This is a genomic window from Streptomyces nigrescens, from assembly GCF_027626975.1.
Lineage (GTDB): Bacteria > Actinomycetota > Actinomycetes > Streptomycetales > Streptomycetaceae > Streptomyces > Streptomyces nigrescens.
Genome location: NZ_CP114203.1, coordinates 697,143 through 720,662, shown reverse-complemented (window position 1 = coordinate 720,662; position 23,520 = coordinate 697,143). Strand labels below are relative to the sequence as shown.

Sequence of the window (23,520 nt, the reverse complement as noted above, 5' to 3'; positions counted from 1 at the left end):
CGTCCGCCCCGCCGTGCTCACTCGTGGACCGGAAGGACCGTGAGCGCTTCCTGGCACCGGGCGACGGCGTCGCTGTGGCCGAACAGACCGGGCAGCCCGCCGGAGTGCAGCAGGACGGTGCGTTGCCCAGGAGCCACGCTCCCGTCCCGCACCGCCGCCCGCAGTCCGGCCAGCGCACGCCCGGTGTAGACCGGGTCGAGCGCGATGCCTTCCGTACGGCCCGCCAGCGTCAGGGCGTCCATCGACTCCTCGGTCAATGTGCTGTAACCGGCGCCGACTTGCTCCCGCCGCAGACGCAGGGTCTCCGGTGCGTGGACGGTGCCGGACAGCGCGGTGACCAGGCCGGTGACCGTGTCCGCCGGGTCGGGCACCGCGCCGCAGTCGACGCCCAGCACCTTCCCGGGGCCGAGGGTGTCCACCAGGCCGGCCATCGTGCCACCGGATCCCAGGGCGACGACGACGGTGTCCAGGTCAGGGGCCTGGCCGAGGAGTTCGCGCCCGCACTCGGCATAGCCGTACGCGCCCAGCGGGCTGGAACCACCCAGCGGAACCAGCGCCGGGACGGCCCCCCGCTCGCGGAGCCGCTGGGCCACCTCCTCCGCCGCGGCCGCGAGTTGTGTGCCCCCTACCTCCCCGGCCCAGACGACGGTGGCCCCGAAGAGGCCGTCGAGGACGAGGTTCCCGGAGGTCGAGGAGCCGGCCGCACCGGCCAGCACCAGGACCACATCGAGCCCGAGCCGCGCGCCGGCGGCCGCGGTCAGCCGGGCGTGGTTGCTCTGCGCGGCGCCGGTCGTCACCAGGGTCGTGGCGCCCTCGGCGAGCGCCGCACCGCAGATCCACTCCAGTTTCCGGACCTTGTTCCCGCCGCCACCGAGACCGGTGAGGTCCTCGCGCTTGACCCAGAGGTCCTCCGCGCCGAGCCCCAGCGCGCGGGCCAGCCGCGGCGCCGGCTCCAGCGGGGTCGGCCAGGTCGCGAGCGCTGCCCGCCGGGGGGTGCCGCTGTCCGCACTCATCGTCATGTCCTTCCGTCTGCCTGCGGTGCCGGTCCGCCGGCAAGCGTGCCATGCCGTACCCGGCGGCGGGCCCCGCTCAGCCGCCGTCTGCTCCCTCCCGTACCTCCGCCGTCACCTGAAGCGGCCCGGCGGACGGCACCACGGCACCGCCGCCGGATGCTGTGTGATCATCTCGGGATGCGAACGAGTGGCGGGGCGGCAGTGCCCGGATGCGGGGCGGAAGCGGCCGGCAGGCCTGCTTTCGTGGGGGAGTTCGAGGTGCATCTCACCGTCCGGGACGACGGGCACCACGAGGCGGCCGGGCAACTGGCCGCCTATGCGGCGGCACATCACCTGAAGTGCGTCCACATCCTCCTGGAACAGGGGGAGGTGCCCTCACAGCCGATGCTGACGCTGCACGGGGCCGGGACGTACGAGGAGGTCCGGGCCGAGGCCGTCGCGAAGGCGGCCGGGCTGCGGGCCGCAGGGTTCGACGTGGTGCGGACGAAGATCGAGGCCACACCGTGGAGCGACGGCGTACCCGGTACGGACGAGGAGGCCGCGGGCCTCGGCCCCGACTACTACTTCGAGCATCACCTCAAGCTGGTACTGGCGCCCTCCGCTCCCGTCGGCTCCCTGCTCGCCCTCGCCGTCGCGCACGGCGCGCACCTCTCGCGCAACGCACGGCGGGCACGGTCCGACGGCCGGGTGGAGCGCTTTGTGACCCAGCGGTGCCGGAGGGTGGGCCTGGCGACCGCGGGGCAGCGGCTGGACGCCCTGTCGGGGCAGCTGCGTGCCGCGGGACACCGGATAGCCTCCGTCGAGCGGGAGTTCGTGGTCCACGACGGGAATCTGGCGCTGGACGCGGGCTGGCTGGACGAGGAGTGCGCAGTGGCGGGGGAGAGGAACGGCTCATGACGGGGACCGACGAGACGGGTGCGGCGGCGCAGTGGCGGGAGTTCCGGTTCGGACCGTGGGCGGACACGGCGGTCGTGCCCCGGGCCCGGCCGGACGAGGCGACACGGGCGCGGATGGATCTGCCGGCCACGCTGCTTCCCGTACCGGACGACGGTGTGGTGCAGCGCCCGGTGTTCGACCCCGCGGCGGCCCACCATGTCTTCGGGATGCGCCTGGGCGAGCCGAGCTTCGCGGACGCGTCGGCCGGCGCACGCTGGTACGCGGCGCGGCGGCATGCGCTGCATCATGTGCTGGCCGCGATCGCGCAGTCCCCGTGGGCCGGCCATCTGGTGCTCCGCGGCAGCATGCTGCTCGCGTCGTGGTTCGGGGAAGCGGCGCGCGAGCCGGGGGATCTCGACTTCGTCGTGGTGCCGGAGACCTGGCAGCTCGCGGACGCCCGTACTGACCGGATGCTCGACGGCATCGCCGCCGCGGCGGAGGAGCTGTCCCACCGCGGCGGTCCGGTACGCCTGGATGCGCGGGCCGCGGTCGGCGACGAGATCTGGTCGTACGACCGGGTGCCGGGCCGGCGGCTCGTCATCCCGTGGACGGCCGTGGCCGACGGGGTACCGGCGGGAAGCGTGCAGCTCGACTTCGTCTTCAACGAGCACCTGCCCGCGCCCGCGGAGCCGGCCGAGATCCGCGGACCGCAGGGCACGGCCCCGGTGGTGGTCCGCGCGGCGACCCGTGCGCTGTCGCTCGCCTGGAAGGTGCTCTGGCTGGTGAGCGACATGCACCCCGAGGGCAAGGACCTCTACGACGCCGTGCTGCTCGCGGAGAGCACCGAGCTGCCGTTTCCCCTGTTGCGTGAGGTGTTCCGGGGTGTGGACGGCGGCGTCTTCGACCGGAATCCGGTGCTGCCGGAGACGCTCTGCGGGATCGAACGCGACTGGTCCGAACTCCGCAAGGAGTACCCGGACCGTACCGGGTTCACGGCCCCGGGCCCGTCCGTGGAGCACGAGTACGTCCAGCGCCTCGTGACGGCTCTGGGGCCCACCTTCGCGACGGATGACGGCAGTGGCGCCACCGCCGCCTACCAGCAACGGGCGGCCTGGTTCGCGTCGCTGACCGCGGAATGCGCGGGCGTCCTTGCCGAGCGGGGCATGGACGCGGTGCAGGACCTGCTGCTGGAGTGGGGCGCGCCGTTCGGCAACGCGGTCGTCGTCACACGGGAGGTGTCCGGTCGTGACCGATGTGCTCTGCGGGATGCGGCCGCCGTGGTGGCGGCGTTCCGCGCGGGCCATCCGACGGTCGCCCGGCGGCCGTGGCTGCTCGGCGATCCGGACGAGGTGGTGCGGCAGCTGGGCGGGGACGGGACCGGCACGTCGGGCTGAGCGGGGACGGGACCGCACGTCGGGCTGAGCGGGCGCCCGCCGTCGAGGGCCGTCGAACCGAAGCACCCCTGCGACACCGCGGCCCCCGGGCTGCTCCGAGCGACGCGCCCTACCCCATGCTGCTGATGCTCTCCGGCGCGATGACGAAGAGCACGCGTTCCTCGTCGCGGCCCCCGTACCAGGGGTAGGGCTCACCGAGGTACTTCTGGGCGAGCTTCTCGACGTGCTCGACCGCGCCCTCGGTCGTGGTCTCGATCACCCGGCCGCGCACCTGGAAGAAGCGCGAGGGGTTGTCCGGGTCGGAGACGGCGACGGCCACACGGGGATCGCGCCCGATGTTCCGGGTTTTGACATGGCCCCGGACGCTGTTGATCAGCACATGTGTGCCGTCGGTGTCGACCCAGGTCTGGGTCAACTGAGGGGAACCGTCGGGCATCGAGGTGGCCAGATAGCAGGTGCTCGGCAGGCGCAGCAGCGCGAGCAGTTCAGAGGGAAGGTGCACAAGGGTCTCCCGGCCGGTCGGAGGGGGCGGGGCCTGTCCGGTCTTCTCCCGCCGCTGGGTGGACATGCACCGCTCGCGCGGGGCGTGGCGGAGCATATACGGGGGCATGTCCGCTCCCCCGCGCCCCATACCCTCTCCCGCGAGCCGGTGTTGGGCGGTGCGGCGCAGCTGATTTCGGCCGCTATGCTTGCTGGATACAAGCAAGGTATCCCACGGGCCGACAACATCACCGCGAAGGATCACGACGATGAGCAAGGGCACGGTCCATGCCTGTGACGAGGCTGCTCCGCAGGTCACCGCCTCATCAGGGCTGGACGAGGCGGCCGCCGGGCTGGGAACGGAGATCGTCCGCTTCTCGCGGCTGATCGCGGCCTGGAAGCAGCGCGCCAAGAGCGACGGCGGCGCTGCCGACCGGGTGCTGCTGGCACGGCTGGTGGTCGGCGGGGACCAGCGGGCGACCGATCTGGCCGCCGATGCGTTCCTCGATCTGTCGACCGTCAGCCGTCAGGTGCGCTCGCTGGTGGAGCGGGGCCTGGTGACCCGGCGCCCCGATCCGGAGGACCGCCGCGGGTCGTTGCTGGCCGCGACCGAGGCGGGGCGCGCCGCGTTCGCGCACTACCGCAGGCAGCGCGACGCGGAACTGGCCGCGCTTCTCGGACCGTGGTCGCCCCAGGACCGGGCCGACCTGATCCGCTTGCTGGGCCGGCTCAACGAGGACATGGCAGAACGACAACACACACGGCTGGGTCCCGGGGGAGACCAGGGTGCCGCCGTGGAGCAGGGAGAGCTACGTACATGAGCACCGCCACCTCCCCGCCCGGGGCGGGAACCGAGGAGATATCCGGACCAGGAGTCCTGAGCCACCGTCAGATCCTCACCATCCTCAGCGGTTTGATGCTGGGGATGTTCCTTGCCGCGCTCGACCAGACCATCGTCAGCACCTCGATCCGGACCATCTCCGACGATCTGCACGGCCTCAGCCAGCAGGCCTGGGCGACCACCGCCTATCTGATCACCTCGACGATCGCCACGCCGCTCTACGGCAAGCTGTCCGACCTGTACGGCCGCAAGCCGTACTACCTGGCCGCGATCACCATCTTCGTCGTGGGGTCGGTGCTGTGCACCTTCTCCACCTCGATGACCGGACTCGCCGCGTTCCGGGCGGTGCAGGGCCTGGGCGCCGGCGGTCTGATGTCGCTGGCACTGGCGATCATCGGTGACATCGTCCCGCCCCGGGAACGCGCCCGTTACCAGGGCTACATGCTGGGCACCTTCGCCACGTCCAGTGTGGCCGGGCCGCTGATCGGCGGGGCCCTCGCCGGACAGGACCAGCTGCTGGGCATCACCGGCTGGCGTTGGGTCTTCCTGGTCAACGTACCGATCGGGATCATCGCGCTGTTCGTGGTCGCCAAGGTCCTCAACATTCCGCACACCCGGCGCGACCACCGCATCGACTGGTGGGGAGCGCTCACCCTCTCCGTCGGTGTGGTGCCGCTGCTGCTCGTCGCGGAGCAGGGCCGGGAGTGGGGCTGGGACTCGTCCCGGTCGATCGCCTGCTATGTGATCGGTGTCGTCGGTATCATCGCCTGGATCTTCGTCGAGCGGTGGATCGGCGACGACGCACTGATCCCGATGCGGCTGTTCCGCAACGGCACCTTCAGCAAGACCAGTGTGCTGTCCGTGCTGATCGGTATGGGGATGTTCGGCGGGATGCTGATGATCCCGCAGTACCTCCAGATCGTGAAGGGCGCCAGCCCCACCAGCTCGGGTCTGCAAATGCTGCCGCTGATGGCGGGCATGTTCATCGCCTCGATCGCGTCGGGCCAGATCACCGCCAAGACCGGCCGCTACAAGATCTTCCCGATCATCGGGACCGCGCTGATGATCGCGGCGATGCTGCTCTTCCACTTCCGGGTCCAGTGGGACACCCCGCTGTGGGAGACCATGATCTACATGCTGGTCTTCGGCCTCGGCCTGGGCGGCTGTATGCAGACGCTGGTGCTCGCGGTGCAGAACGCGGTGCCGCCGCGGGACATGGGCGTGGCGACCGCCTCGTCCACGTTCTTCCGGCAGATGGGCGCCACCGCCGGTACCGCGGTCTTCCTGTCGGTGCTGTTCAGCACGGTCGGTGACAAGATCTCCGCGGCGTTCAAGGACGCGGTGTCCACCGAGCGCTTCCAGGCCGCGCTGCACGATCCCGCGGTGCTGCACGACCCCGCCAACAAGCCCGTGCTGGACATGCTCAAGCACCCCGGCAACGCGGACTCCTCGGGCGTGCTCAGCGATTCGTCGTTCATCCAGCACCTGGACCCGCGGCTGGCCGAGCCGTTCAAGCGCGGCTTCGCGGACTCGATGCACACGGTCTTCCTCATGGGCGCGATCGTCGTCGCGCTGGCCTTCGTGCTGATGTGGTTCATCAAGGAGGTCCCGCTGCGGCAGATCTCCGGTCTGCAGGCCCGTGCGCAGGCCGACGCCGAGGCCGAGGCCGATGCCGTGGCGAAGTCCGCGAAGTCTGCTGGTGGTGCGGTGGAGGCTGTCGACGGGGCAGCGGGCGGTGCCGGTGCGGCGGCGGCCGGTGCCGACGGTGCGGCGGTCACGCCGGCGCAGTCCGAGTCGTCAGGGGCATCCGGGTCGTCCGGGTCGTCCGACCCCGCCGGTACCCCGGGCGCCGACCCCGTCCCCGCCCTTTCCGGCGCCTCCGCGCCCCCCGCGGACCGGGGGATCCGCACGACCGGGCCGGAGATCCGGGGAACCGTACGGGACGGCGACGGCCGGCCGGTGGCGCGGGCCGCGGTCACCCTGATCAGCGTCGACGGCCGGCAGCTCGGCCGTACCTCGACCGAGGCCGACGGCGGCTACGCCCTGCCCACGACGGGCGCCGGCACCTATGTACTGATCGGCTCCGCCGGGGCCCGGCAGCCGCAGGCCGTGACCGTCGTGGTGAGCGGTGAGCCGGTGTCGTTCGACCTGGCTCTCGGCGGCGCGGCCGGCCTCTCGGGCGAGGTCCGCGCGGAGAAGGGCGACGCCCCGGTGCCCGGCGCGCTCGTCGTGGCCACGGATGTCACCGGCGAGGTCGTGGCGTCCGGCGTGGCCGGCCCGGACGGGGGCTTCGCCTTCGGTGAACTGGCCCCCGGCAGCTACACCTTGGCCGTCAGCGCCGAGCGCCACCGCCCGTCCGCCCTCCCGGTGGAGGTCACCTCCGGCAACCGCAATTGGTACGAGGTCCGGCTGACGCCCGGAGCCCAGGTCCGCGGCACCGTACGCACGGCGCACGGCAGCCCGGTGGACGACGCCCGGGTGACCCTGCTGGACCCGGCAGGCAACGTGGTCGGCACCGCCACCAGTGGTCAGGACGGTGAGTATGTCTTCACCGACCTCGACAGCGGCGAGTACACCTTGATCGCCAGCGGCTATCCGCCGGTGGCCACCCCGCTGCGCCTGGAGGCCGCCGGACACGGTGAGTTCGACATCGAGCTGGGCCACGACCCGGTGCGGTGACGGCCGGCGGGATGCGGCATGACGAGGGCCCGGCGCGCGCGGAGCGCCGGGCCCTCGGCCATGACCGGGGTGGCGCCGGGTGCCGCGCCGCGGCCGCTCCCGTACCCCGCTGACCGGCCCGCGCGCTCCCACCGGGTTTGGCGCAGCAGCCCCCGCCTACGTACAGTTCCGCCGAAGCTTGAATAGAACACACGATCCCAGGGAAGCGGCAGCGGCGATGACGGTGACCGAAACAGGCCGGGCCGATGGCACGGGTATCGACTCGGAGCGGATGGCGGTCTGCCTGAGCGTGCTGGAGGAGCTGGACACGCTGCCCGTCGACCACCCGGACGCGATCACCATACGGCGCGCCACCGCCGGCATCTACCGCACGGTGAAGCAGCGGCGCCGGCAGGAACGCCGGGCAGCCAAGACCGCCAACGACAGGGCGGTGACCGCGGCCACGGCGACCGGTGCGCCCGACCGGATCGATGACGAGACCCAGGGTCTGGCCCTCACCAGCTCCGTGACCACGGAGATCGCCGGAATCCTGCAGCGGCCCCGGTCCTGCTACACCTGCAAGTCCCGCTACGTCGAGGTCGACGCCTTCTACCACCAGCTCTGCCCGGTGTGCGCCAAGGAGAACCGGGCCCGCCGCGACGCCCGCACGGACCTCGCCGGCCGGCGCGCCCTGCTCACCGGCGGCCGAGCCAAGATCGGCATGTATATCGCGCTCCGCCTGCTGCGCGACGGCGCCCACACCACCATCACCACCCGCTTCCCGAGCGATGCCATCCGTCGCTTCAAGGCGATGCCGGACAGCGCGGAGTGGCTGCACCGGCTGAAGATCGTCGGGATCGATCTGCGGGACCCGGCCCAGGTCATCTCTCTCGCCGACGCGGTGAGCGCCGAGGGCCCGCTCGACATTCTGATCAACAACGCCGCACAGACCGTCCGCCGGTCGCCCGAGGCGTACGGACAGCTGATCGCCGCCGAGTCCGCCCCGCTGCCCGCCGGAGAACTGCCCGCCTCCCTCGTCCTCGGGCACTTCGGCAGTGGCGCCCCCGCGGCCCTCCCCTCCGCCGCGGGCACGTCCGGCGCGCTGACCGCGGCCGACCTCACCGCCCTCGCCCTGACCACCGGCTCCGCCACACCCGCCCGTATCGAGGCGGGGACCGCGATCGACGCCGGTGGGCTCGTACCGGATCTGCACGCCACCAACAGCTGGATCCAGAAGGTCGACGAGGTCGACCCGGTCGAGCTGCTGGAGGTCCAGCTGTGCAATATGACCGCGCCCTTCCTGCTGGTGAGCAAGCTGCGCCCGGCGATGGCGGCGGCCCCGGCGCGCCGCAAGTACGTGGTGAACGTGTCGGCGATGGAAGGCCAGTTCAGCCGTGGCTACAAGGGCGCCGGCCACCCGCACACCAATATGGCCAAGGCGGCGCTGAACATGCTCACCCGCACCAGCGCGCGGGAGATGCTGGAGACCGACGGCATCCTCATGACCGCCGTGGACACCGGCTGGATCACCGATGAGCGTCCGCACCCCGACAAGATGCGCCTGGCCGACGAGGGCTTCCACGCCCCGCTCGACCTGGTCGACGGAGCGGCCCGGGTGTACGACCCGATCGTCCGCGGTGAGCTCGGCGAGGATCTGTTCGGCTGCTTCCTGAAGGACTACGCGCCCACGGCCTGGTGATCCGGCGCGGCGCCCGCCGCCTGGCGGGCGCCCCCGGCGGCCGCGGCGCCGTCCCCCGTTCCCACCACGGGGAGCGCGGCGCGCAGCCGTCCCAGGAGGGCCCTGGCGGCCGGGCCGGCGGGCCCTTCCGTCCGCCAGGCCAGGGCGACCCGGCCGCGCGGCCGCGGTGCGGTGATCTCCAGCGTCCGCAGCCCGGCGGCGGCCGCCTCGTCCGCCGGCAGCGCCGGGACGACGGCCACCCCGAGGCCACGCGCCGCGAGCCGCGCCAGCACCTGCGGGGCGGCTGCCTCGAAGGCGATCCGGGGCCGGAACCCCGCCTCCGCGCAGGCGCGTTCGAGCACCCCGCGCAGACCGGTACCGCGCGGCAGGCTGATCAAGGCGCGGTCGCGGAGCGCGGCCAGCGGGATGCCCGTCCGCTCCGCGTCCGGTGTCAGGAGGGCGTCGTCCGGCGCGACGGCGGCGACGAGCGGCTCGTCCACCACGATCTGGCAGGACGTACCCGGCGGCGGTTCCTCGTCCATGAGGCCGATCACGGCGATATCGAGCGTGCCGCGCTGCAGTGCGGTGAGCATCCGCTCCGAGGTGTCCTCCGTGAGGGAGATCTCGACCTGCGGATGAGCGTCGTGGAAATCGGCCAGGAGGGAGGCCATGTCGAACCGGTGACTGCCGGCGCCCGAGAGCAGGGCGATTCTGACCCGGCCGCGGAGCAGCCCGCTGAACTGGTCCACGGTCTGCCGTATCCCCTCGACGGCGGCGAGTGCGGCCCGCGCATAGATGAGGACGGCCCCGCCCACCTCCGTCACGGTCACCGAGCGGCCGGAGCGGTCGAGCAGCGGCTGCCCCAACTCCCGTTCCAGCTGCCGGATCTGGGCGCTCACCCCGGGCTGCGCCAGATGCAGCCGGGCGGCGGCCCGGGTGAAGTTGGCCTCTTCCACCACAGCGACGAAGTACTGCAGCTGCCGAAGTTCCATAACGCGTCATTCTAGAGAGCAGAACGACCAGCTCTTGGACTTATCACGACGCGAGCAAGATCCTTGGAACCAGAGGCAGTTCGAGAGGAGAACTCCGATGGACATCAAGGCGGCGATCGCGGCCGAACGCCGGGAACTGGCGGCCCTGCTGGACGGTCTGACGGCCGGGCAGTGGGACGCGCCGACGCTGTGCGCGGGCTGGCGGGTGCGGGATGTCGTGGCACATATGTCGATGGGGTTCCGCTACTCGCTCCCCAAGATGGCCGCCGAACTCCTCCGCGCCGGAGGCAACCTCCACCGGATGACCGACCGCTGTGCCCGCAGGGACGCGGCCGCCGCTTCGACGCGGGAACTCGCCGGCTTCCTCCGGGAGCATGCGCACCATCCCTGGAAGCCGCCGGTCGGCGGCGTCGCGGCGGCGCTGGGGCACGACGTGGTGCACGGCCTGGACATCACGGTCGCCCTCGGCCTCGACCGGCGCGTCCCCGAGGACCGGGTGCGCCTCCTCCTGGAGAAGATCACCCCCGGGACGGCCAGGTTCTTCGGCGCCGGTCTCCGCGGTATCCAGCTCCGCGCCGATGACCTCGACTGGTCCTTCGGCAGCGGCACACCGCTGTCCGGAGCCGCCCAGGACCTGCTGCTGGTCGCCTACGGCCGCAAGCTCCCGCCCGGCCGCCTCCAAGGGGAGCGGCATCAGCACTTCGTCGCCGGCTGAGCGGCGCGGCGGCCCGACGGGCGGTCCGCCACCACGGCGCGGCTGCGGCCCCTGCCCTGCGGCGCGACGTCCCGCGGCCTCCCGTGGATCAGCCCGTCAGCCCGTGAATCGGTCCGTCAGCCCGTCAGCCCGTGGCGGGCCAGCAGCGGCCCGATCTCCGCGTCGCGTCCGACCACCGCGCGAAACGCCGCGAGCGGGTCCACGCTGCCGCCCTTGGCGAGGAGTTCCCGCCGGAAGATCTCACCGCTCTCACGGATCGACCGCCCGTTCTCCCGGAACCAGCGCACGGTGTCGGCGTCCAGCACCTCGGCCCAGCGGTAGCCGTAGTACCCCGCTGCATAGCCGTGGTTGAAGATATGGGCGAAGTAGCCGGTGCGGTAGCGCGGCGGGATCGCGGCCATCGCCAGCCCGTAGCGCTCCAGCGCGGCCGCCTCGAACGCCTCCACCTCGTCCTCCCCCGGTACGTCGCCGTCCGCGGAGAGGGTGTGCCAGGCCCAGTCCAGCACCGCGGCGGCCTGGTGCTCCACCATCCGGAATCCCGCGCCGAAATTCTCCGCCTCCCGCAGCCGGGCGGGGAGTTCGGCCGGCATCGGCTCACCCGTGAGGTGGTGCCGGGCGTAATGCGCCAGCACCTCGGGCCAGTCCGCCCACACCTCGTTCACCTGCGAGGGGAACTCGACGAAGTCGCGGGGCACTTGGGTGCCGGACAGCAGCGGATAGCGGACATCGGAGAACAGCCCGTGCAGCGCATGCCCGAACTCGTGGAACAGCGTGTTGACCTCGCTCCAGGTCAGCAGCACCGGCTCGCCCGCCGGAGGCTTGGCGACATTCAGGTTGTTGACCACCACCGGCCGCTGCCCGAGCAGATGCGACTGCACGACCAGCGAGTTCATCCAGGCACCGCCCCGCTTGGACTCGCGGGCGTGGAAGTCGCCGATGTACAGGCCGAGCGGGCTGCCGTCGGCGTCGTGCACCTCGTAGACATGGGCGTCCGGGTGGTACGACACCAGATCGGGGCGCCGGGTGAAGGTGATGCCGTAGACCAGCCCGGCGGCGTGGAAGACCCCGTCGTGCAGCACGGTCTCCAGCTCCAGGTAGGGCCGCAGCGCCGCCGCGTCGAGGTCGTACCGCTCCTTGCGCACCCGTTCCGAGTAGTACTGCCAGTCCGCCGCGCGGATCTGTGCCACCCCGGCCGCCTCGGCCAGCGCCGCGCCCTCGCGCTCGGCGTTGGCGACGGCGGGCGCGACCAGCCGGCCGAGCAGTTCCTCGACGGCATCCGTGGTACCTGCGGTACGGTCCGCGACCTCCCAGGCGGCGTGGCTGGGGTAGCCGAGCAGCGCGGCGCGCTCGGCGCGCAGCCTGGCCAGGGTGACGGCGATCGGGCCGTTGCTGTCGATGCCGCGCCCGAGGGAGGCGGCGAGCAGCCGCTCGCGCAGCGCGGGATCCTCCAGCGCGGCGAGTTCGGTCTGGCAGGAGAAGTTCTTCAGGCTGAGCACGAATTTGCCGGGGTGCCCGAGGGCTCGGGCGTTCTCGGCGGCGGCCGCGATCTGGTCCGCGGGCAGACCGGCGAGCTCCTCGGCGCGGTCCAGCACCAGCGCGGCGTCCGCGGTGGCCACCCGCAGATTCTGGTCGAACTCGGTGCACAGCGCGGCGATATGGGCATTGAGCTCGCGCAGCCGACGCTGCTGCTCGGGGGCGAGCCGCGCACCGGCCCGTACCCGGAGGGTGTGGTGGCGCTCCAGCAGCCGCAGTTGCTCCCCGTCCAGCCCGAGCTGCTCGCGCTGCGCGTGGAGCGCGTCCAGCCGGCCGAACAGGGCGGAGTCGAGCAGCAGCAGGTCTTCATGGGCGGCCAGCCGGGGGGTGATCTCGACCTCCAGTGCCTGGATCTCCTCGTCGGTGTCCGACGCCGCTTTGTTGGAGAACACCCGGCACACCCGGCCCAGCACCGCCCCGCTGCGCTCCAGCGCCTCCACGGTGTTCTCGAAGGTCGGCGGCCCGGCGCAGGCGCCGATCGCCGCCACCTCGGCCAGCTGGTCGGCCATACCGCGGGTGAACGCGGGCAGAAAGTGATCGTTCCGGATCCGCGCGAAAGGCGGCAGCTCGTACGGCAGATCACTCGGCTCGAAGAAGGGATTCGACGTCGTCACGGGCCGACACTACGCCCGGAGGCGGCGCCCGGTCCGGCAGTCGTCCCAGGAGACGGTCCCGCCCGGCCACGGCGGTGCGTTCCGGGGCATCCCGGTGAGCGTCGTCGGTCCATCCGTGGTGTGATCGAAGGCGAGGCAAGCAAGCACACTCCTGAGACAGGAGGAATCATGGCCACCAAGCTGCGAGCCCGAGACATCATGTCCGGCGGAGCGCACTGTGTGGGTGCACACGAGTCGTTGTACGACGCGGCGAAGATGATGCGGGATCTGGACGTCGGCTGCCTGCCCATCTGCGGTGACAACAACCGGCTCATGGGCCTTATCACCGATCGTGACATCGTCGTCGCCTGCTGTGCCGAAGGGGTCGATCCGTCGACGGTGCAGGCCGGTTCCATGGGCGGGACACTGCACTGGATCGACGCGGACGCGGACGCCAGTGAGGTCCTGCAGACCATGGAGCAGCACCACATCAAGCGCCTGCCGGTCATCGACGTCAAGGGCGGCCACCGTCTGGTGGGGATGATCACCGAGGCCAACCTCGCCAAGAACCTCAGCGACGCGGAGATCGCGGAGTTCGCGAGCAAGGTGTACGCGACCGCATAGCGCGGGGGAAGCGGAGCCGTCCGCCCGGGCCGCTGCTGCTGCCGGCCGGGCCCGCAACCGCGCCTCCCCACGCATCCCTTCACGCCCTCTCGACGGCGGAAAGCCCGCGGCGAACCCTGCACCACGCGGTGGCCCGTCCCCTCCGGCGGGCCACCGCGTGGTACAGGTGCGGACATTCAGCGGAATTCCCGGAGGGCCGTGCCACGGCGTACCCGGGAATTCCGGAAGGCGCTCAGTGGGCGCCGGAGTGCGGCACGGCCAGTCGTGTGCCGGGGAAAATCAGATGCGGATTCGCTCCGATCACGCGCCGGTTCAGCCGGTAGAATTCCTGCCAGCCAAAGCCGTGTGCGTACGCGATACTGCTCACCGTGTCCCCGGCGTTGACGACGACCGAGCCGCCGGTACTCCTATGGCGCCCCGATTTGTAGCGCTTCTCATGGGACTGCGGATGCCGGACCCGGCCCCGGGACGAGGGCGCGGCGTGCCGCTGCGGTGCGGTGTGCCGCTGCGGTGCGGGGCGTGCCGCGGTGCTCCGCGGAGTGCGGTGTGCGGTGGCCGAGTTGAGCCCCAGCGAGGCCGAGCAGGCCGGCCACGCGCCCCAGCCCTGACGGGCGAGCACCCGTTCCGCCACCTGGATCTGCTGGGCCCGGGTCGCCCGCGCCGCCCGTGACGCATAGGCGCCACCGCCGAACGAGTGCCAGGTGGAGTGGGCGAGCTGCAGCCCGCCGGAGAACCCGTTCCCCGTGTCGATACGCCAGTTCCCGCCGCTCTCGCAGCCGGCCAGGCGGTCCCAGGACCCGCCTCCCCGGGCCTCGGCGGGCCGCTCGGCTGCCAGGTTCAGCGCACCGGCCGCCAGCAGGACGGCCGCCGCCGTGATGCCCCGTGCCCCATAGCCCCGGAATTCACTCCGGGCCGTCGATTCCGATACCTGAGAAAATTGCATGCCTTTACTCCCGTCGCTCACCGCGCAGTTGCCTGGCAGTCATTCAGGAAACCTGGTGCCTACGCGGCGTATCGCGTTCGAAAGGTGCTCGAACCGCGATTTCCGCGCGGCGCCATGAATTCGACGGGGAAGAGACAACCATGCCCCGAGTTGTTATCGGCAGAGCGCGCGGTAGCGCCGCCGCGGTCCGGCCTGCCCCCTTGCCGTCGCAGCGTGACCGTGCCTGCGGACGGCGCACCTGTTCAGACGGGCAGGGGCGCACCCCTCAGGCCGCAGGCGCATGGCCTTCATGAGCCCGACGATCACCTGCTCGGCCGGGGGGTGTCCGCCGAGCGCAACCGGCGCACTTGGTGCACGCGCTGTGCAGGTACGCATGCACCGCGCACGGGTCCTTGGCGGTGCCAGGGCCCGTTCGTCGGTACGGGGGGCAGGAAGCCGCGAGAGTCGTGAAAGCCGTGGACGCCGTTTGGCTCGCGCCGGCTTCCGCCCCTGTGGGACGCACCCTCATGTGGCTCGCGTCGCAAGTGGGCCGGATGGTGCAGGAGTTCAAAAATGCCGCTGCCCACGCCACCGCTCACACCGCGGCGGGCCGGTCCTCCCTGATCCGCGCGTGCAGGTGCATGTCGTGCCATCCATCGATGTGCAGGTGGGCACTCCGGCGTGTTCCCTCCCTCGCGAACCCGGCTTTGGCCGCCACCCGGCACGAAGCATGGTTCGCCACCGAGTGCGCCAGCTCCAGGCGGTGAAACCCCATCTCCTCGAACGCCCAATGGGTCATCGCCGAGACGGCCCGAACCGCCACACCGGAACCGCGGGCGGCGGGCACCGTCCAGTAGGCGCACTCGGCGCGGCCCTCCGCCAGGTGCACGGACCGCAGCGAGGCCCGGCCGAGGAGGTCGCCCCCGTCGCCAGGAACGACCGCCCACTGAACACCCGTTTCGGCCTGCCAGCGCTCCTGGCACCGCGTGATCCAGCCGCGGGCTTCCTCCTCGGAGTCGATGCGCCGCACGTGCCAGCGTTGAATGCCGGGGTCCGTGAATGCCGCGGCGAGGGCGGCGGCGTCCGTCTGCCGCCAAGGGCGGAGCAGCAGACCGCCCTTGACCGGCACGGACGGCTGATCGAGAGCGGCAAGGCTGCCAGGAGGTATGCAGGGCGGCACCAGATACGGCATGGGCAGCATCCTTCCCGGCGACGGGCCACCAGGCCAGGCCAGGCCGCGATGCGGGAGGCCGCCTTCCCCCGGAGGGCCCCCTCCTCGCGTGAAATGGACAGGCCCACCGCGCTGTGGTGCATTGGGAAGGAGCGTGATTCCGCCCGGGAGGCAGCCGTGGCCGATGTGGATGTCCTGGTCGTCGGGGCGGGTCCGGTCGGGTTGACGGCGGCCTGCGAGCTGCGGCGTCGCGGTGTGCGGTGCCGCGTCATCGACAGGCTGCCCGCCCCGCAGCCGTTCGCGAAGGCGGTGGGCATCCAGCCCAGGACGCTGGAGATCTGGGACCGCATGGGAGTGGCGCGGGAAGCCCTGGCGGCCGCGGCCCCGCTCCGGGGGCAACTGCTCTACGTCAATGGCGCGGAGCAGGCGCGGATCGAGCTGATCCTGCCGCCGGAGGTGCCCTACCGCTTCGCCGCCCTCCCGCAGTACGCCACCGAACGCATCCTTGCGGAACTGCTCGCGCGATGGGAAACCCCCGTCGAACGCGGCACGGAGCTGGTGGACTTCGAGCAGGACGCCGACGAGGTCCGGGCCTGCCTCGTGCTGCCGTCCGGCGCGCAGGAGTGGATCCGCACCGGGTTCCTCCTCGGCTGCGACGGCGCCCACAGCATCGTCCGCAAGACTCTCGGGCTGCGCTTCGAGGGCGGAGCCTTCCCCGAGGAGTACATGCTGGGGGACGTCGAGGTCGACTGGGAGCTGCCGGCCGGCTACGCGGTCCGGGCCATGCACCGGAGCGACGGACGCGTCGACGATCTGCTGGTGTGCATCCCGCTGCCCGGCCGCAACCGCTACCGGATGTCCATGCTCGTCCCGCCCGAACTCTCCCTGCCCCAACAGCCGTCCGAGGAAGAGGTGTTGCACGGCCTGGAGACCGGCCCCACCCCCGGCCTCCCGCACATCCAGGCCGTCCTCGACCGGCTCTCACCGCAGCCCACCCGCGCCTCGGCGCTCCGCTGGTCCTCGGTCTTCCGCATCAGCCACCGCTTGGTGGACCGCTACGGAGCGGGCCGGGTATTCGTCGCGGGGGACGCCGCCCACATCCATCCGCCCACCGGCGCCCAGGGCATGAACACCGGCATCCAGGACGCCTACAACCTGGCCTGGAAGGTGGCCCTAGCGGTGCGGTCGGCCGCGAGCGAGGGACTGCTGCGCAGCTACCACGCGGAACGCCACCCCGTGGGCGAGGAAGTGGTGCAGCGGACGGTCCGGCACGCCGGCAGCGGTGTCCAGGCAGACCCCGACGACCCGTCAACGGTGATGCAGCGCGAGGCCCAACTGCTCGTCGGCTACCGGGGCAGCCCGATCGTCGGGCCGGACCGGCAGCCGGACCAGGGCCCCGCCGCCGGCGACCGCGCACCGGACTGCGGCGGCCTCCGCCATGACCTCACCGCCTTCCCGTTCCGGCTGTTCGACCTGCTGCGCGGCCAGGAGCACACGCTGCTGCTCTATGCGGACGACGAGGCCCAACTGGCGCCGTACGACGAGGTGGTGGCGTCGGCACGGCGCGGAGCGCAGGGGCAGCTGAGCGTCTGGGTGATCGCGGCCCCGCACCTCCGGACGGACGGCCTGGTGCTGCCCGTCGTCCACGACGGCCTCGACGCCTTCCGGCAGATGTACGGCGCACGCGGCGGCGAAGGATTCCTCATCCGCCCCGACGGCTACCTGGGGCTGCGCGACGCCCCGGTGAGCGGCCCGGGGCTGGTGGCGCACCTCGCGTTGACCTTCCGCGGGTGAGGGTCGGGGGGAAGTTCTACTCGGGGGCGGCGCCCGGCCAGGCCTCGACCAGCAGCCGCCCGTCACCGTCCCGGTCCAGCGCCGCGAAGGCCTCCTCCGCCTGCGCGGCCGAGTACCCGGCCGCGCGGTGCACCACCGCGAAGTCCTCCCGGCTGACCACACCGTCCCCGTCGGCGTCGGCGAGCGCGACGGTCGCGGCGATCGACGGTCCCACGACCCTGCCGAGGGACCCCAACTCGCCGGCGCGCGTGAAGGCTTCGACGAACTGCTCCCGGTTCAGCCGGCCCGTGGCGTCGACCTGCGCCAGAGCGGCGAGCTGCTCGAAGGTGTGGCGCATCCCCGCGCCCAGCGCCCGCGCCTTGGCGGAGTCCGCCGGTTCACCCACCGCGTCCGTCAGCACCCGTGCCCGGTCGGTGAAGTCCTGTGCGGTCAGGTAGCCGTCGCCGTCGGTGTCGTACGTGGAGAAGCGGTGCTCGTACTCCGCGCGCAGTGCATCGGTGATCATGCGTCATCCCTTCTGGGCGGGTGTGACTCCTGGTGGAGTCCGGGAAGGCGGCCGGTCGCGGGCGCCGCGACCGTCACCATGAGCACATTAAGTGGCGATGCGATAGCGGACGGTCATCGCGGAGGGTGTGTTCACCGTCTTGCCCCGTCGCGCCCGTCGTGGCCATAAACCTGCGGTTCCACACGGAAGGTCACGTATGATCGCCGTCAAATTGAACATCTGTCGCAGTCGCCCGCACAGGCGGATATATCTCCACCGCCTCTGACCTGGGTGGCAGCGCGGGGGGGAAACCTCAACATGAAGTCATCCCGTTTACGCCGTCGCGTCCTCGGCACCGCGGCCGTCGCGGTCCTGGCCGGCGTCGGCGTGCTGGTCGGCGCACCGGCAGCGGTCGCCAAGGCCAATTTCCTGGCCATCGACAAGGTCACACTGCACGAGCCCGGCCTGCAGGTGAAGGTCACCTACTCCTGCGACACCGAAATCAACCACCAGCTGGTCGCCAACGCGAGCATGCCCAACGAGAACGGCCCCGGCGAGTCGACCGCCGCCGGCACCATCAAGAGGGACAAGCTCATCTGTGACTACGGCAGCCACACGGCGAAGGTGACCCTGCGCCCGGCCGCCCCTTCACGATTCGCCAAGGGCGACAAGGTGAAGGTCACCATCTTCTACTTCGACGACGGGTTCAGCTACGGCCACGAGGAGAAGGTCTCGGTTCTGTAGGGCTCGTCTCCCCGGCAGTCCGGATCCGTTCCGGCTGCCGGGGGCGCGGTATCGCGTATCAGATATTTCGGGTCGGTCACGCCTGCAACCGGCGGGTCGGGCAAACAGTCCTACGGGGCATGAAAAGACGACTGAACCTGCGTGTCCCGCGGTCCGCCGCCGGTCGCCGGGCGAGCGCGGCGCTCGCCCTCACGGCGCTGACCGTTCCGCTGACGGTGGCCTTCGGCTCCACCGCCCAGGCCGCCTCCGCGTCTTCGTGCACCGCGGCCCGCGGCCCCTACCAGAAGCAGGCCGAGAAGTTCCTCGGGCTGCGGGTGGACGGCCGGCAGTCGGCCGCCGACTGCCGGGCGATCCGCGCCTTCCAGACCAGCCACGGCATCACCCCGAACATCGGCTACGCCGGGCCCGTCACCTGGGGCGTGATGCGCGTCGTGGCACAGCAGAAGGCGGCCGGGCAGCACCCGAACAAGGCGGGGCGCTGCCCCACCAACAAGGGGCGGATAGCCTGCGTCGACCTGACCCGCCAGCTCAGCTGGGTCCAGGACGGCGGGAAGCTGGTGTTCGGGCCGGTCCCGGTCCGTACGGGCCGCGACGGCTACGAGACCCGCACCGGCGCCAAGAAGATCTACTGGCGCAATCTGCACCATGTGTCGACCATCTATCACGTGCCCATGCCGTACAGCCAGTTCTTCGACGGCGGGCAGGCGTTCCACTCCATCAGCGGCAGCGTCTGGTCGGCCCCCGGCTCGCACGGCTGCGTCAATATGCGCAGCAACGACGCGAAGAAGTACTGGTCCCTGCTCAAGAACGGTGATGACGTCTACGTCTACGGCCGCAAGTCCGGCACCTGAGGACGGACAAGGGGGCGAGAGGGGGATCGAGCGCCCGATGGCGTAAAGGCCACCGGGCGCGTGTCACCGGCATACCGGACCGGAGCCGGTCGGCCGGATCCCGCTACGGTTGCTTCCGGGCGGCGGAGGACGGCAGCGCACAGGCAGCTGTCCCGCCCGGCATCCGATGACGGTTGTGCGCGATCAGCCGGTACACCCCATGGGCGACCCAGCGCACGGGCGGGAGCGTGAGCAACGCGCCCACGACCGGCCACCCGCGGTCCGCGCTCAGCAGCAGCTTGGCGACCGCCTGCGCGCCACCGTGCACCGAACCGGTCGGCGTCACCCACAGCACTTCGTGCTCGGCACGCCGCCTGCTGATGCCGAGCTTCTCGAGATCGGTGAACTGCCAGGGTGTGGCCGCACAGTGCGGACGCAGCCGCCGTTCCGCGAACCGCACCGAGGACGTGCAGAAGGCACAGTCGCCGTCATAGACAAGTACGGGTTGCCGCCGCATGATCCCGCCACCTCTCACGCCGATGGAATCCATGATAGGTGCCACGCTATCGGGAGGAATTCCGGGTGCCGTGGTGGGGCCGTGCGCGGGGTCAGTGGGCCAGCTGGTTGTACAGGGCCATCGGTGTCACATAGCCCGGCCAGCGGCCGTCGGCGAACAGATGGATATCGGCGTCCTGATAGACCTGGTCGACGAGTTGGGAGCAGATCATGTGCCGGGTGCTGGCGACATAGCGGCGCAGCCCCGGGAGGGGCAGGTGGAAGCGGTGCGCGGCGATCGCCAGGTAGTCGAGGAAGCTGTAGGGCACTCCGACGTAGGCGGTGGCCGCGGCGCAGAGGGCGGTGCGCTGCTGCTCGGTGAGCCCTTCCGGGCAGACGTAGAGCACGGAGCTGCCGTCGTACGCGCTGAGGGGTTGGATGCGGGCACCGCCCGGCTGGGCTTCCAGCAGCCGGTCGTCGGGCAGGACGAGAAAGGCGTGTTGGTAGTCGGCGAAACCGTCTCCGTTGATCCATTGTCCGAGGCGGATCAACCGGCCGGTGATGCCGGATATCTGGGTGAGTCCGATGTCGCCGGGCAGGGGATGCGTGTGCTTCATGAGCAGCTCCCGGGAGCGCAAGGGGTTATCTGAGGTATTACCCGGTGTTGGGCCGTGCGCACCGCGTCCAGGGAAATGCCGCTCCGCAATTCCCGGCCCATCCGGCGTTCCCCATGGGGCAGATGGTGAGTACGGAGAGCAGAGAGCAAAGGGAATACGGAGGCTCGGCGGGGTACGGGTTTCCGGACCGGGATGGCAGTTACCGACGGCCGAAGAATTCGAGCGGGAGGAGCGAGAGGTGAGGGGCACCGGAGAGGCCGGACAGGCCGCGACGGCACGTCAGGGCGCGGTCGAGGCGGGTACCGGCGACGGCCGGCGGCCGCTGGCGGGCAGTGTGGCGCTGGTGACCGGCGCCTCCAGCGGAATCGGTGCGGCCACCGCCCTGGCACTCGCCCGGGAGGGCTGCTCCCTCGTGCTGGTGGCCCGCCGGACCGGGCGACTGGAGGAGCTGGCGGAGGCGATCGGCGCGCAGGGAGGCGCGTCCCTCGCCCTGACCGCCGATCTCGCTGCCGCGGACGAGGTCCGTCGGACGGTCGATCAGACCGTGGACCACTTCGGGCGGCTGGACGTCCTGGTGAACAACGCGGGCTTCGGCGCACGCGGCGCGGTGGCGGACAGCGACCCCGCGGACTGGGACCGGATGGTCGACCTCAACTTCAAGGCGGTGCTGCGGATGTCCCATGCCGCACTGCCGCATCTGCTGCGCGCCGCGCACGAGGGGCCGCGGGGCGTGGCCGACCTGGTGACCGTCAGCTCGGTCGCGGGCCGGGTGCCCCGCAAGGACAACAGTGTCTACTCGGCCACCAAGCACGCGGTGTGCTCCTTCAGCGAGGCGCTGCGCCAAGAGGTGACCGGACGTCAGGTCCGGGTCGGGCTGGTCGAACCGGGGATGACCACGACGGAGATGACACGCGGCGGCAGCCAGGCGGCGTCGGCGCACGGGCTGCCGCCGGAATCCTGGCTACGGGCCGAGGACATCGCCCGTTCCGTCGTCTTCATGGTCACCCAGCCGCCCCATGTGGCGGTCAACGAGATCACCGTTCGGCCCACCGCCCAGGAACGCTGACCGTCCGGCCCGCGTCCGTGAGCACGGCCCGAGGAGAGTTCCCCGTGCGACTCCTGCTCCTGTCCGACACCCATCTGCCCAAGCGCGCCAAGGCGCTGCCGCCCCAGCTGCTCGACGAGGTGCCGCGCGCCGATGTCGTCGTGCATGCCGGGGACTGGGTGGACACCGCCACTCTGGACCTGCTGACGGCCCGTGCCCGGCGGCTGATCGGGGTGTACGGCAACAACGACGGCCCGGAGCTGCGGGCGCGGCTGCCCGAGGTGGCGTACGCGGAACTGGCGGGAGTACGGCTCGGTGTGGTGCATGAGACCGGCCCCGCACAGGGGCGGGAGCGCCGGTGCGCCGAACGGTTCCCCGAGCTCGATGTGCTGGTGTTCGGACACAGCCACATCCCCTGGGACACCACGGCCGGCGACCGGCTGCGGCTGCTCAACCCGGGCTCGCCGACCGACCGCCGCCGGCAGCCGTACTGCACCTATATGACGGCGCGGATCACGGCGGGCCGGCTCACGGCGGTGGAGCTGCACCGCCTGCCACGCAGACGGTGAGCGCGCGGCGGCCGGCCGCCCCGCCCGGCCGGGTGCTCAACGACCGAGCAGGCCACGCACATAGGCCGCCTGCCCGGCGTGCTGGAGATCGTCGGCGATGACGCTGATCAGCCGGACGCCCAGGGTGACGGGAGGTGTCCAGGAACGGTCGACGACCCGCTTCATGTCCTTGTCGTCGACCCCGGCCAGGTACTGCACGGTGTTGTCGTGCACCGCGCCGTGATAGTCCATCAGCAGCTCCGCCGTCAGGTCCCGCACCGCCGCCACCTCCTTGCCGGAGTGGCCGTAGCCGGTGTCGTCGGGGGAGAAGGGCAGCCCGAAGCGGTCGTACCAGCCGTCCGCGATCCAGATCTGCTCGGTGCCGGCCACACCGGCGAGGTGGTCGTCCTGGATCCGGGTGAGATGCCAGACCAGCCAGCCGATCGAGTTGGCGTCGTCGTCGGGGCGGGTACCGAGCTCATCGGGGTCGAGCCCGGTGACCGCATCCTCGACACTCTCCCGGATACGTCCGAAGGCATCGACGAGCAGATCCGTGCTGGCGTTCATTGCGGGCTCCTTTGCGGCGACGGAGGGCTTCGCGCGGAAATTCCGCGGACAACCGGTACCGGTGGACCGATATGCCGCACTCCCGCGGCCGTCAGGCACCCCGGAAGGCATCAGCCCCGGCAGCCCGCCCATGGTCGCAAGCGGAGCGCGGGAAACGGCGAGGGGCAGGCCGAAAGGCGGCATTTCGGCCTTGTTACGGTGATCCGGCTCAGGAAAGTGAGCCCGTTCGCGTGATCCGGTGTCACCCCCGGTGAAAGGGCGGTGCGTTGTCTTGCGTACGTTTTCCCGGATCTCACCAGAACACGAAGGTTCCCGTATGAGCCGCGCCACGGCCGCCCGCGCCGTCACCGACATACTCCAGCCCCGCAATGTCCTCCTCACCGGAATGCTCGGTATCGGATGGGCGGCCGCGGGGGACTGGACCGGCATCCTGTGGGGCCTGCTCGGAGCGCTGTGCGCCGGGCTCGCCCCGGCCGGCTACATCGAATGGGAGCGCCGGCGCGGGACATGGGGCGACCGTCATGTCGTGGACCGCACGAAGCGGGCGCCGATCTTCCTCGTCATCCTGGCGTCCATCGGTGCCGGCACGCTCGTCATGGTCCTCGGGCGGGCGCCGACCGGCATCCTGGTCGCGATGCTCGCCCTGTGGGCGATGACGGTCGTCCTCCTGACGGTCAACACGGTCTGGAAGATCTCGGTGGACTCCGCGGTCGCCGCCGCCGTCGTCGCGCTCCTGGCGGTGGTGCACTCTCCGTGGTGGCTGGCGGCCGGTGCGCTGACGGCCGCGGTGTGCTGGTCGCGGGTCGCGCTGGCGTACCACACCGTCGCCCAGACCGTGGCCGGCGCCGCCCTCGGTGCCGCTACCGCGGCCGCGTTCCTGACGGTCTGATCCGTGTACGGGGCGGC

At 71.5% G+C, this 23,520-nt stretch carries 23 protein-coding genes; 13 read left to right on the top strand and 10 right to left on the bottom strand.

Annotated elements, in window-relative coordinates; translation table 11 throughout:
• Positions 1-17: 17 nt before the first annotated feature.
• Positions 18-1,013, bottom strand: a complete 996-nt coding sequence (locus tag STRNI_RS03315) for a D-cysteine desulfhydrase family protein (protein WP_277410505.1) — start codon at positions 1,011-1,013, stop codon at positions 18-20.
• A 258-nt stretch (positions 1,014-1,271) separates the two neighbouring features.
• Between STRNI_RS03315 and STRNI_RS03310 the strand changes: the two genes are divergently transcribed.
• Both STRNI_RS03310 and STRNI_RS03305 read left to right on the top strand, forming a co-directional pair.
• Positions 1,272-1,910, top strand: coding sequence for a hypothetical protein (locus tag STRNI_RS03310; protein WP_277410504.1), 639 nt, complete (start codon positions 1,272-1,274; stop codon positions 1,908-1,910).
• Positions 1,907-3,283 carry a nucleotidyl transferase AbiEii/AbiGii toxin family protein gene (locus STRNI_RS03305; RefSeq protein ID WP_277410503.1) on the top strand — a complete coding sequence of 459 codons (1,377 nt, stop codon included), beginning with the start codon at positions 1,907-1,909 and terminating at the stop codon, positions 3,281-3,283. The genes STRNI_RS03310 and STRNI_RS03305 overlap by 4 nt, the downstream gene beginning before the upstream one ends.
• Before the next feature lie 109 nt (positions 3,284-3,392).
• Here the strand turns inward: STRNI_RS03305 and STRNI_RS03300 are convergent, their stop codons facing one another.
• Positions 3,393-3,893 (bottom strand): PPOX class F420-dependent oxidoreductase, encoded by a 501-nt coding sequence (locus tag STRNI_RS03300; RefSeq protein ID WP_266440011.1) that lies wholly within the window; start codon positions 3,891-3,893, stop codon positions 3,393-3,395.
• Positions 3,894-4,032: 139 nt separating this feature from the next.
• Between STRNI_RS03300 and STRNI_RS03295 the strand changes: the two genes are divergently transcribed.
• The 3 genes from STRNI_RS03295 to STRNI_RS03285 all read left to right on the top strand — a co-directional run bounded on the left by STRNI_RS03295 (position 4,033) and on the right by STRNI_RS03285 (position 8,961).
• Positions 4,033-4,584: a MarR family winged helix-turn-helix transcriptional regulator gene (locus STRNI_RS03295; RefSeq protein ID WP_093635420.1), complete on the top strand. Its 552-nt coding sequence runs from the start codon at positions 4,033-4,035 to the stop codon at positions 4,582-4,584.
• Positions 4,581-7,283 carry an MFS transporter gene (locus tag STRNI_RS03290; protein WP_277410502.1) on the top strand — a complete coding sequence of 901 codons (2,703 nt, stop codon included), beginning with the start codon at positions 4,581-4,583 and terminating at the stop codon, positions 7,281-7,283. Before STRNI_RS03295 ends, STRNI_RS03290 begins: the two co-directional genes overlap by 4 nt.
• A 217-nt stretch (positions 7,284-7,500) precedes the next feature.
• Complete coding sequence (locus STRNI_RS03285) at positions 7,501-8,961, top strand: SDR family NAD(P)-dependent oxidoreductase (RefSeq protein WP_277410501.1); 1,461 nt, start codon at positions 7,501-7,503, stop codon at positions 8,959-8,961.
• On the opposite strand, the gene STRNI_RS03280 is transcribed toward STRNI_RS03285, so the two are convergent.
• Positions 8,940-9,932 carry a LysR family transcriptional regulator gene (locus STRNI_RS03280; RefSeq protein WP_277410500.1) on the bottom strand — a complete coding sequence of 331 codons (993 nt, stop codon included), beginning with the start codon at positions 9,930-9,932 and terminating at the stop codon, positions 8,940-8,942. The two genes, STRNI_RS03285 and STRNI_RS03280, sit on opposite strands and share 22 nt — an antisense overlap.
• Before the next feature lie 97 nt (positions 9,933-10,029).
• On the opposite strand from STRNI_RS03280, the gene STRNI_RS03275 reads away from it, so the two are divergent.
• Positions 10,030-10,647, top strand: a complete 618-nt coding sequence (locus STRNI_RS03275) for a maleylpyruvate isomerase family mycothiol-dependent enzyme (protein WP_266440021.1) — start codon at positions 10,030-10,032, stop codon at positions 10,645-10,647.
• Between the two features lie 116 nt (positions 10,648-10,763).
• Here the strand turns inward: STRNI_RS03275 and STRNI_RS03270 are convergent, their stop codons facing one another.
• Positions 10,764-12,794 carry a M3 family metallopeptidase gene (locus STRNI_RS03270; protein WP_159483944.1) on the bottom strand — a complete coding sequence of 677 codons (2,031 nt, stop codon included), beginning with the start codon at positions 12,792-12,794 and terminating at the stop codon, positions 10,764-10,766.
• A 168-nt stretch (positions 12,795-12,962) separates the two neighbouring features.
• On the opposite strand from STRNI_RS03270, the gene STRNI_RS03265 reads away from it, so the two are divergent.
• Positions 12,963-13,397: a CBS domain-containing protein gene (locus tag STRNI_RS03265; RefSeq protein WP_018091980.1), complete on the top strand. Its 435-nt coding sequence runs from the start codon at positions 12,963-12,965 to the stop codon at positions 13,395-13,397.
• A gap of 232 nt (positions 13,398-13,629) precedes the next feature.
• On the opposite strand, the gene STRNI_RS03260 is transcribed toward STRNI_RS03265, so the two are convergent.
• On the bottom strand, positions 13,630-14,340 hold the full coding sequence (locus tag STRNI_RS03260; protein ID WP_277410499.1) for a LysM peptidoglycan-binding domain-containing protein: 711 nt from the start codon (positions 14,338-14,340) through the stop codon (positions 13,630-13,632).
• A 574-nt stretch (positions 14,341-14,914) separates the two neighbouring features.
• Positions 14,915-15,511, bottom strand: coding sequence for a GNAT family N-acetyltransferase (locus tag STRNI_RS03255; RefSeq protein WP_159483940.1), 597 nt, complete (start codon positions 15,509-15,511; stop codon positions 14,915-14,917).
• Between the two features lie 156 nt (positions 15,512-15,667).
• Here STRNI_RS03255 and STRNI_RS03250 point away from each other — a divergent pair, with 156 nt between their 5' ends.
• Positions 15,668-17,284 (top strand): FAD-dependent monooxygenase, encoded by a 1,617-nt coding sequence (locus STRNI_RS03250; protein ID WP_277410498.1) that lies wholly within the window; start codon positions 15,668-15,670, stop codon positions 17,282-17,284.
• Between the two features lie 16 nt (positions 17,285-17,300).
• Here the strand turns inward: STRNI_RS03250 and STRNI_RS03245 are convergent, their stop codons facing one another.
• Complete coding sequence (locus tag STRNI_RS03245; RefSeq protein WP_277410497.1) at positions 17,301-17,789, bottom strand: EF-hand domain-containing protein; 489 nt, start codon at positions 17,787-17,789, stop codon at positions 17,301-17,303.
• A 297-nt stretch (positions 17,790-18,086) separates the two neighbouring features.
• Between STRNI_RS03245 and STRNI_RS03240 the strand changes: the two genes are divergently transcribed.
• Positions 18,087-18,512, top strand: coding sequence for a hypothetical protein (locus STRNI_RS03240; RefSeq protein ID WP_277410496.1), 426 nt, complete (start codon positions 18,087-18,089; stop codon positions 18,510-18,512).
• Between the two features lie 119 nt (positions 18,513-18,631).
• Complete coding sequence (locus STRNI_RS03235) at positions 18,632-19,363, top strand: L,D-transpeptidase family protein (protein ID WP_018091975.1); 732 nt, start codon at positions 18,632-18,634, stop codon at positions 19,361-19,363.
• Positions 19,364-19,466: 103 nt separating this feature from the next.
• On the opposite strand, the gene STRNI_RS03230 is transcribed toward STRNI_RS03235, so the two are convergent.
• Together STRNI_RS03230 and STRNI_RS03225 are read right to left on the bottom strand one after the other, a co-directional pair.
• Positions 19,467-19,859 (bottom strand): thiol-disulfide oxidoreductase DCC family protein, encoded by a 393-nt coding sequence (locus STRNI_RS03230; protein WP_018091974.1) that lies wholly within the window; start codon positions 19,857-19,859, stop codon positions 19,467-19,469.
• Positions 19,860-19,950: 91 nt separating this feature from the next.
• Positions 19,951-20,454, bottom strand: a complete 504-nt coding sequence (locus tag STRNI_RS03225) for a C40 family peptidase (RefSeq protein WP_159483934.1) — start codon at positions 20,452-20,454, stop codon at positions 19,951-19,953.
• Between the two features lie 238 nt (positions 20,455-20,692).
• Between STRNI_RS03225 and STRNI_RS03220 the strand changes: the two genes are divergently transcribed.
• Together STRNI_RS03220 and STRNI_RS03215 are read left to right on the top strand one after the other, a co-directional pair.
• Entirely contained in the window at positions 20,693-21,520 is an 828-nt protein-coding gene (locus STRNI_RS03220; protein ID WP_277410495.1) for an SDR family oxidoreductase, read from the top strand.
• 44 nt (positions 21,521-21,564) lie between these two features.
• Positions 21,565-22,068 carry a metallophosphoesterase family protein gene (locus tag STRNI_RS03215; RefSeq protein WP_109895267.1) on the top strand — a complete coding sequence of 168 codons (504 nt, stop codon included), beginning with the start codon at positions 21,565-21,567 and terminating at the stop codon, positions 22,066-22,068.
• A gap of 36 nt (positions 22,069-22,104) precedes the next feature.
• On the opposite strand, the gene STRNI_RS03210 is transcribed toward STRNI_RS03215, so the two are convergent.
• Positions 22,105-22,614 (bottom strand): mycothiol transferase, encoded by a 510-nt coding sequence (locus tag STRNI_RS03210; protein ID WP_277410494.1) that lies wholly within the window; start codon positions 22,612-22,614, stop codon positions 22,105-22,107.
• A gap of 316 nt (positions 22,615-22,930) precedes the next feature.
• Here STRNI_RS03210 and STRNI_RS03205 point away from each other — a divergent pair, with 316 nt between their 5' ends.
• A complete protein-coding gene (locus STRNI_RS03205) occupies positions 22,931-23,503 on the top strand; it encodes a hypothetical protein (RefSeq protein WP_277410493.1) in 573 nt (190 codons plus the stop codon).
• Positions 23,504-23,520 lie beyond the last annotated feature (17 nt).

What these genes read in the sequence shown, in the direction of transcription:
- STRNI_RS03315 (WP_277410505.1), bottom strand. Translation starts at nt 1,013, where the DNA reads ATGAGTGCGGACAGCGGCACCCCCCGGCGGGCAGCGCTCGCGACCTGG.
- STRNI_RS03305 (WP_277410503.1), top strand. Translation starts at nt 1,907, where the DNA reads ATGACGGGGACCGACGAGACGGGTGCGGCGGCGCAGTGGCGGGAGTTC.
- STRNI_RS03300 (WP_266440011.1), bottom strand. Translation starts at nt 3,893, where the DNA reads ATGCCCCCGTATATGCTCCGCCACGCCCCGCGCGAGCGGTGCATGTCC.
- STRNI_RS03295 (WP_093635420.1), top strand. Translation starts at nt 4,033, where the DNA reads ATGAGCAAGGGCACGGTCCATGCCTGTGACGAGGCTGCTCCGCAGGTC.
- STRNI_RS03290 (WP_277410502.1), top strand. Translation starts at nt 4,581, where the DNA reads ATGAGCACCGCCACCTCCCCGCCCGGGGCGGGAACCGAGGAGATATCC.
- STRNI_RS03285 (WP_277410501.1), top strand. Translation starts at nt 7,501, where the DNA reads ATGACGGTGACCGAAACAGGCCGGGCCGATGGCACGGGTATCGACTCG.
- STRNI_RS03280 (WP_277410500.1), bottom strand. Translation starts at nt 9,932, where the DNA reads ATGGAACTTCGGCAGCTGCAGTACTTCGTCGCTGTGGTGGAAGAGGCC.
- STRNI_RS03275 (WP_266440021.1), top strand. Translation starts at nt 10,030, where the DNA reads ATGGACATCAAGGCGGCGATCGCGGCCGAACGCCGGGAACTGGCGGCC.
- STRNI_RS03265 (WP_018091980.1), top strand. Translation starts at nt 12,963, where the DNA reads ATGGCCACCAAGCTGCGAGCCCGAGACATCATGTCCGGCGGAGCGCAC.
- STRNI_RS03260 (WP_277410499.1), bottom strand. Translation starts at nt 14,340, where the DNA reads ATGCAATTTTCTCAGGTATCGGAATCGACGGCCCGGAGTGAATTCCGG.
- STRNI_RS03255 (WP_159483940.1), bottom strand. Translation starts at nt 15,511, where the DNA reads ATGCCGTATCTGGTGCCGCCCTGCATACCTCCTGGCAGCCTTGCCGCT.
- STRNI_RS03245 (WP_277410497.1), bottom strand. Translation starts at nt 17,789, where the DNA reads ATGATCACCGATGCACTGCGCGCGGAGTACGAGCACCGCTTCTCCACG.
- STRNI_RS03240 (WP_277410496.1), top strand. Translation starts at nt 18,087, where the DNA reads ATGAAGTCATCCCGTTTACGCCGTCGCGTCCTCGGCACCGCGGCCGTC.
- STRNI_RS03235 (WP_018091975.1), top strand. Translation starts at nt 18,632, where the DNA reads ATGAAAAGACGACTGAACCTGCGTGTCCCGCGGTCCGCCGCCGGTCGC.
- STRNI_RS03230 (WP_018091974.1), bottom strand. Translation starts at nt 19,859, where the DNA reads ATGCGGCGGCAACCCGTACTTGTCTATGACGGCGACTGTGCCTTCTGC.
- STRNI_RS03225 (WP_159483934.1), bottom strand. Translation starts at nt 20,454, where the DNA reads ATGAAGCACACGCATCCCCTGCCCGGCGACATCGGACTCACCCAGATA.
- STRNI_RS03210 (WP_277410494.1), bottom strand. Translation starts at nt 22,614, where the DNA reads ATGAACGCCAGCACGGATCTGCTCGTCGATGCCTTCGGACGTATCCGG.
- STRNI_RS03205 (WP_277410493.1), top strand. Translation starts at nt 22,931, where the DNA reads ATGAGCCGCGCCACGGCCGCCCGCGCCGTCACCGACATACTCCAGCCC.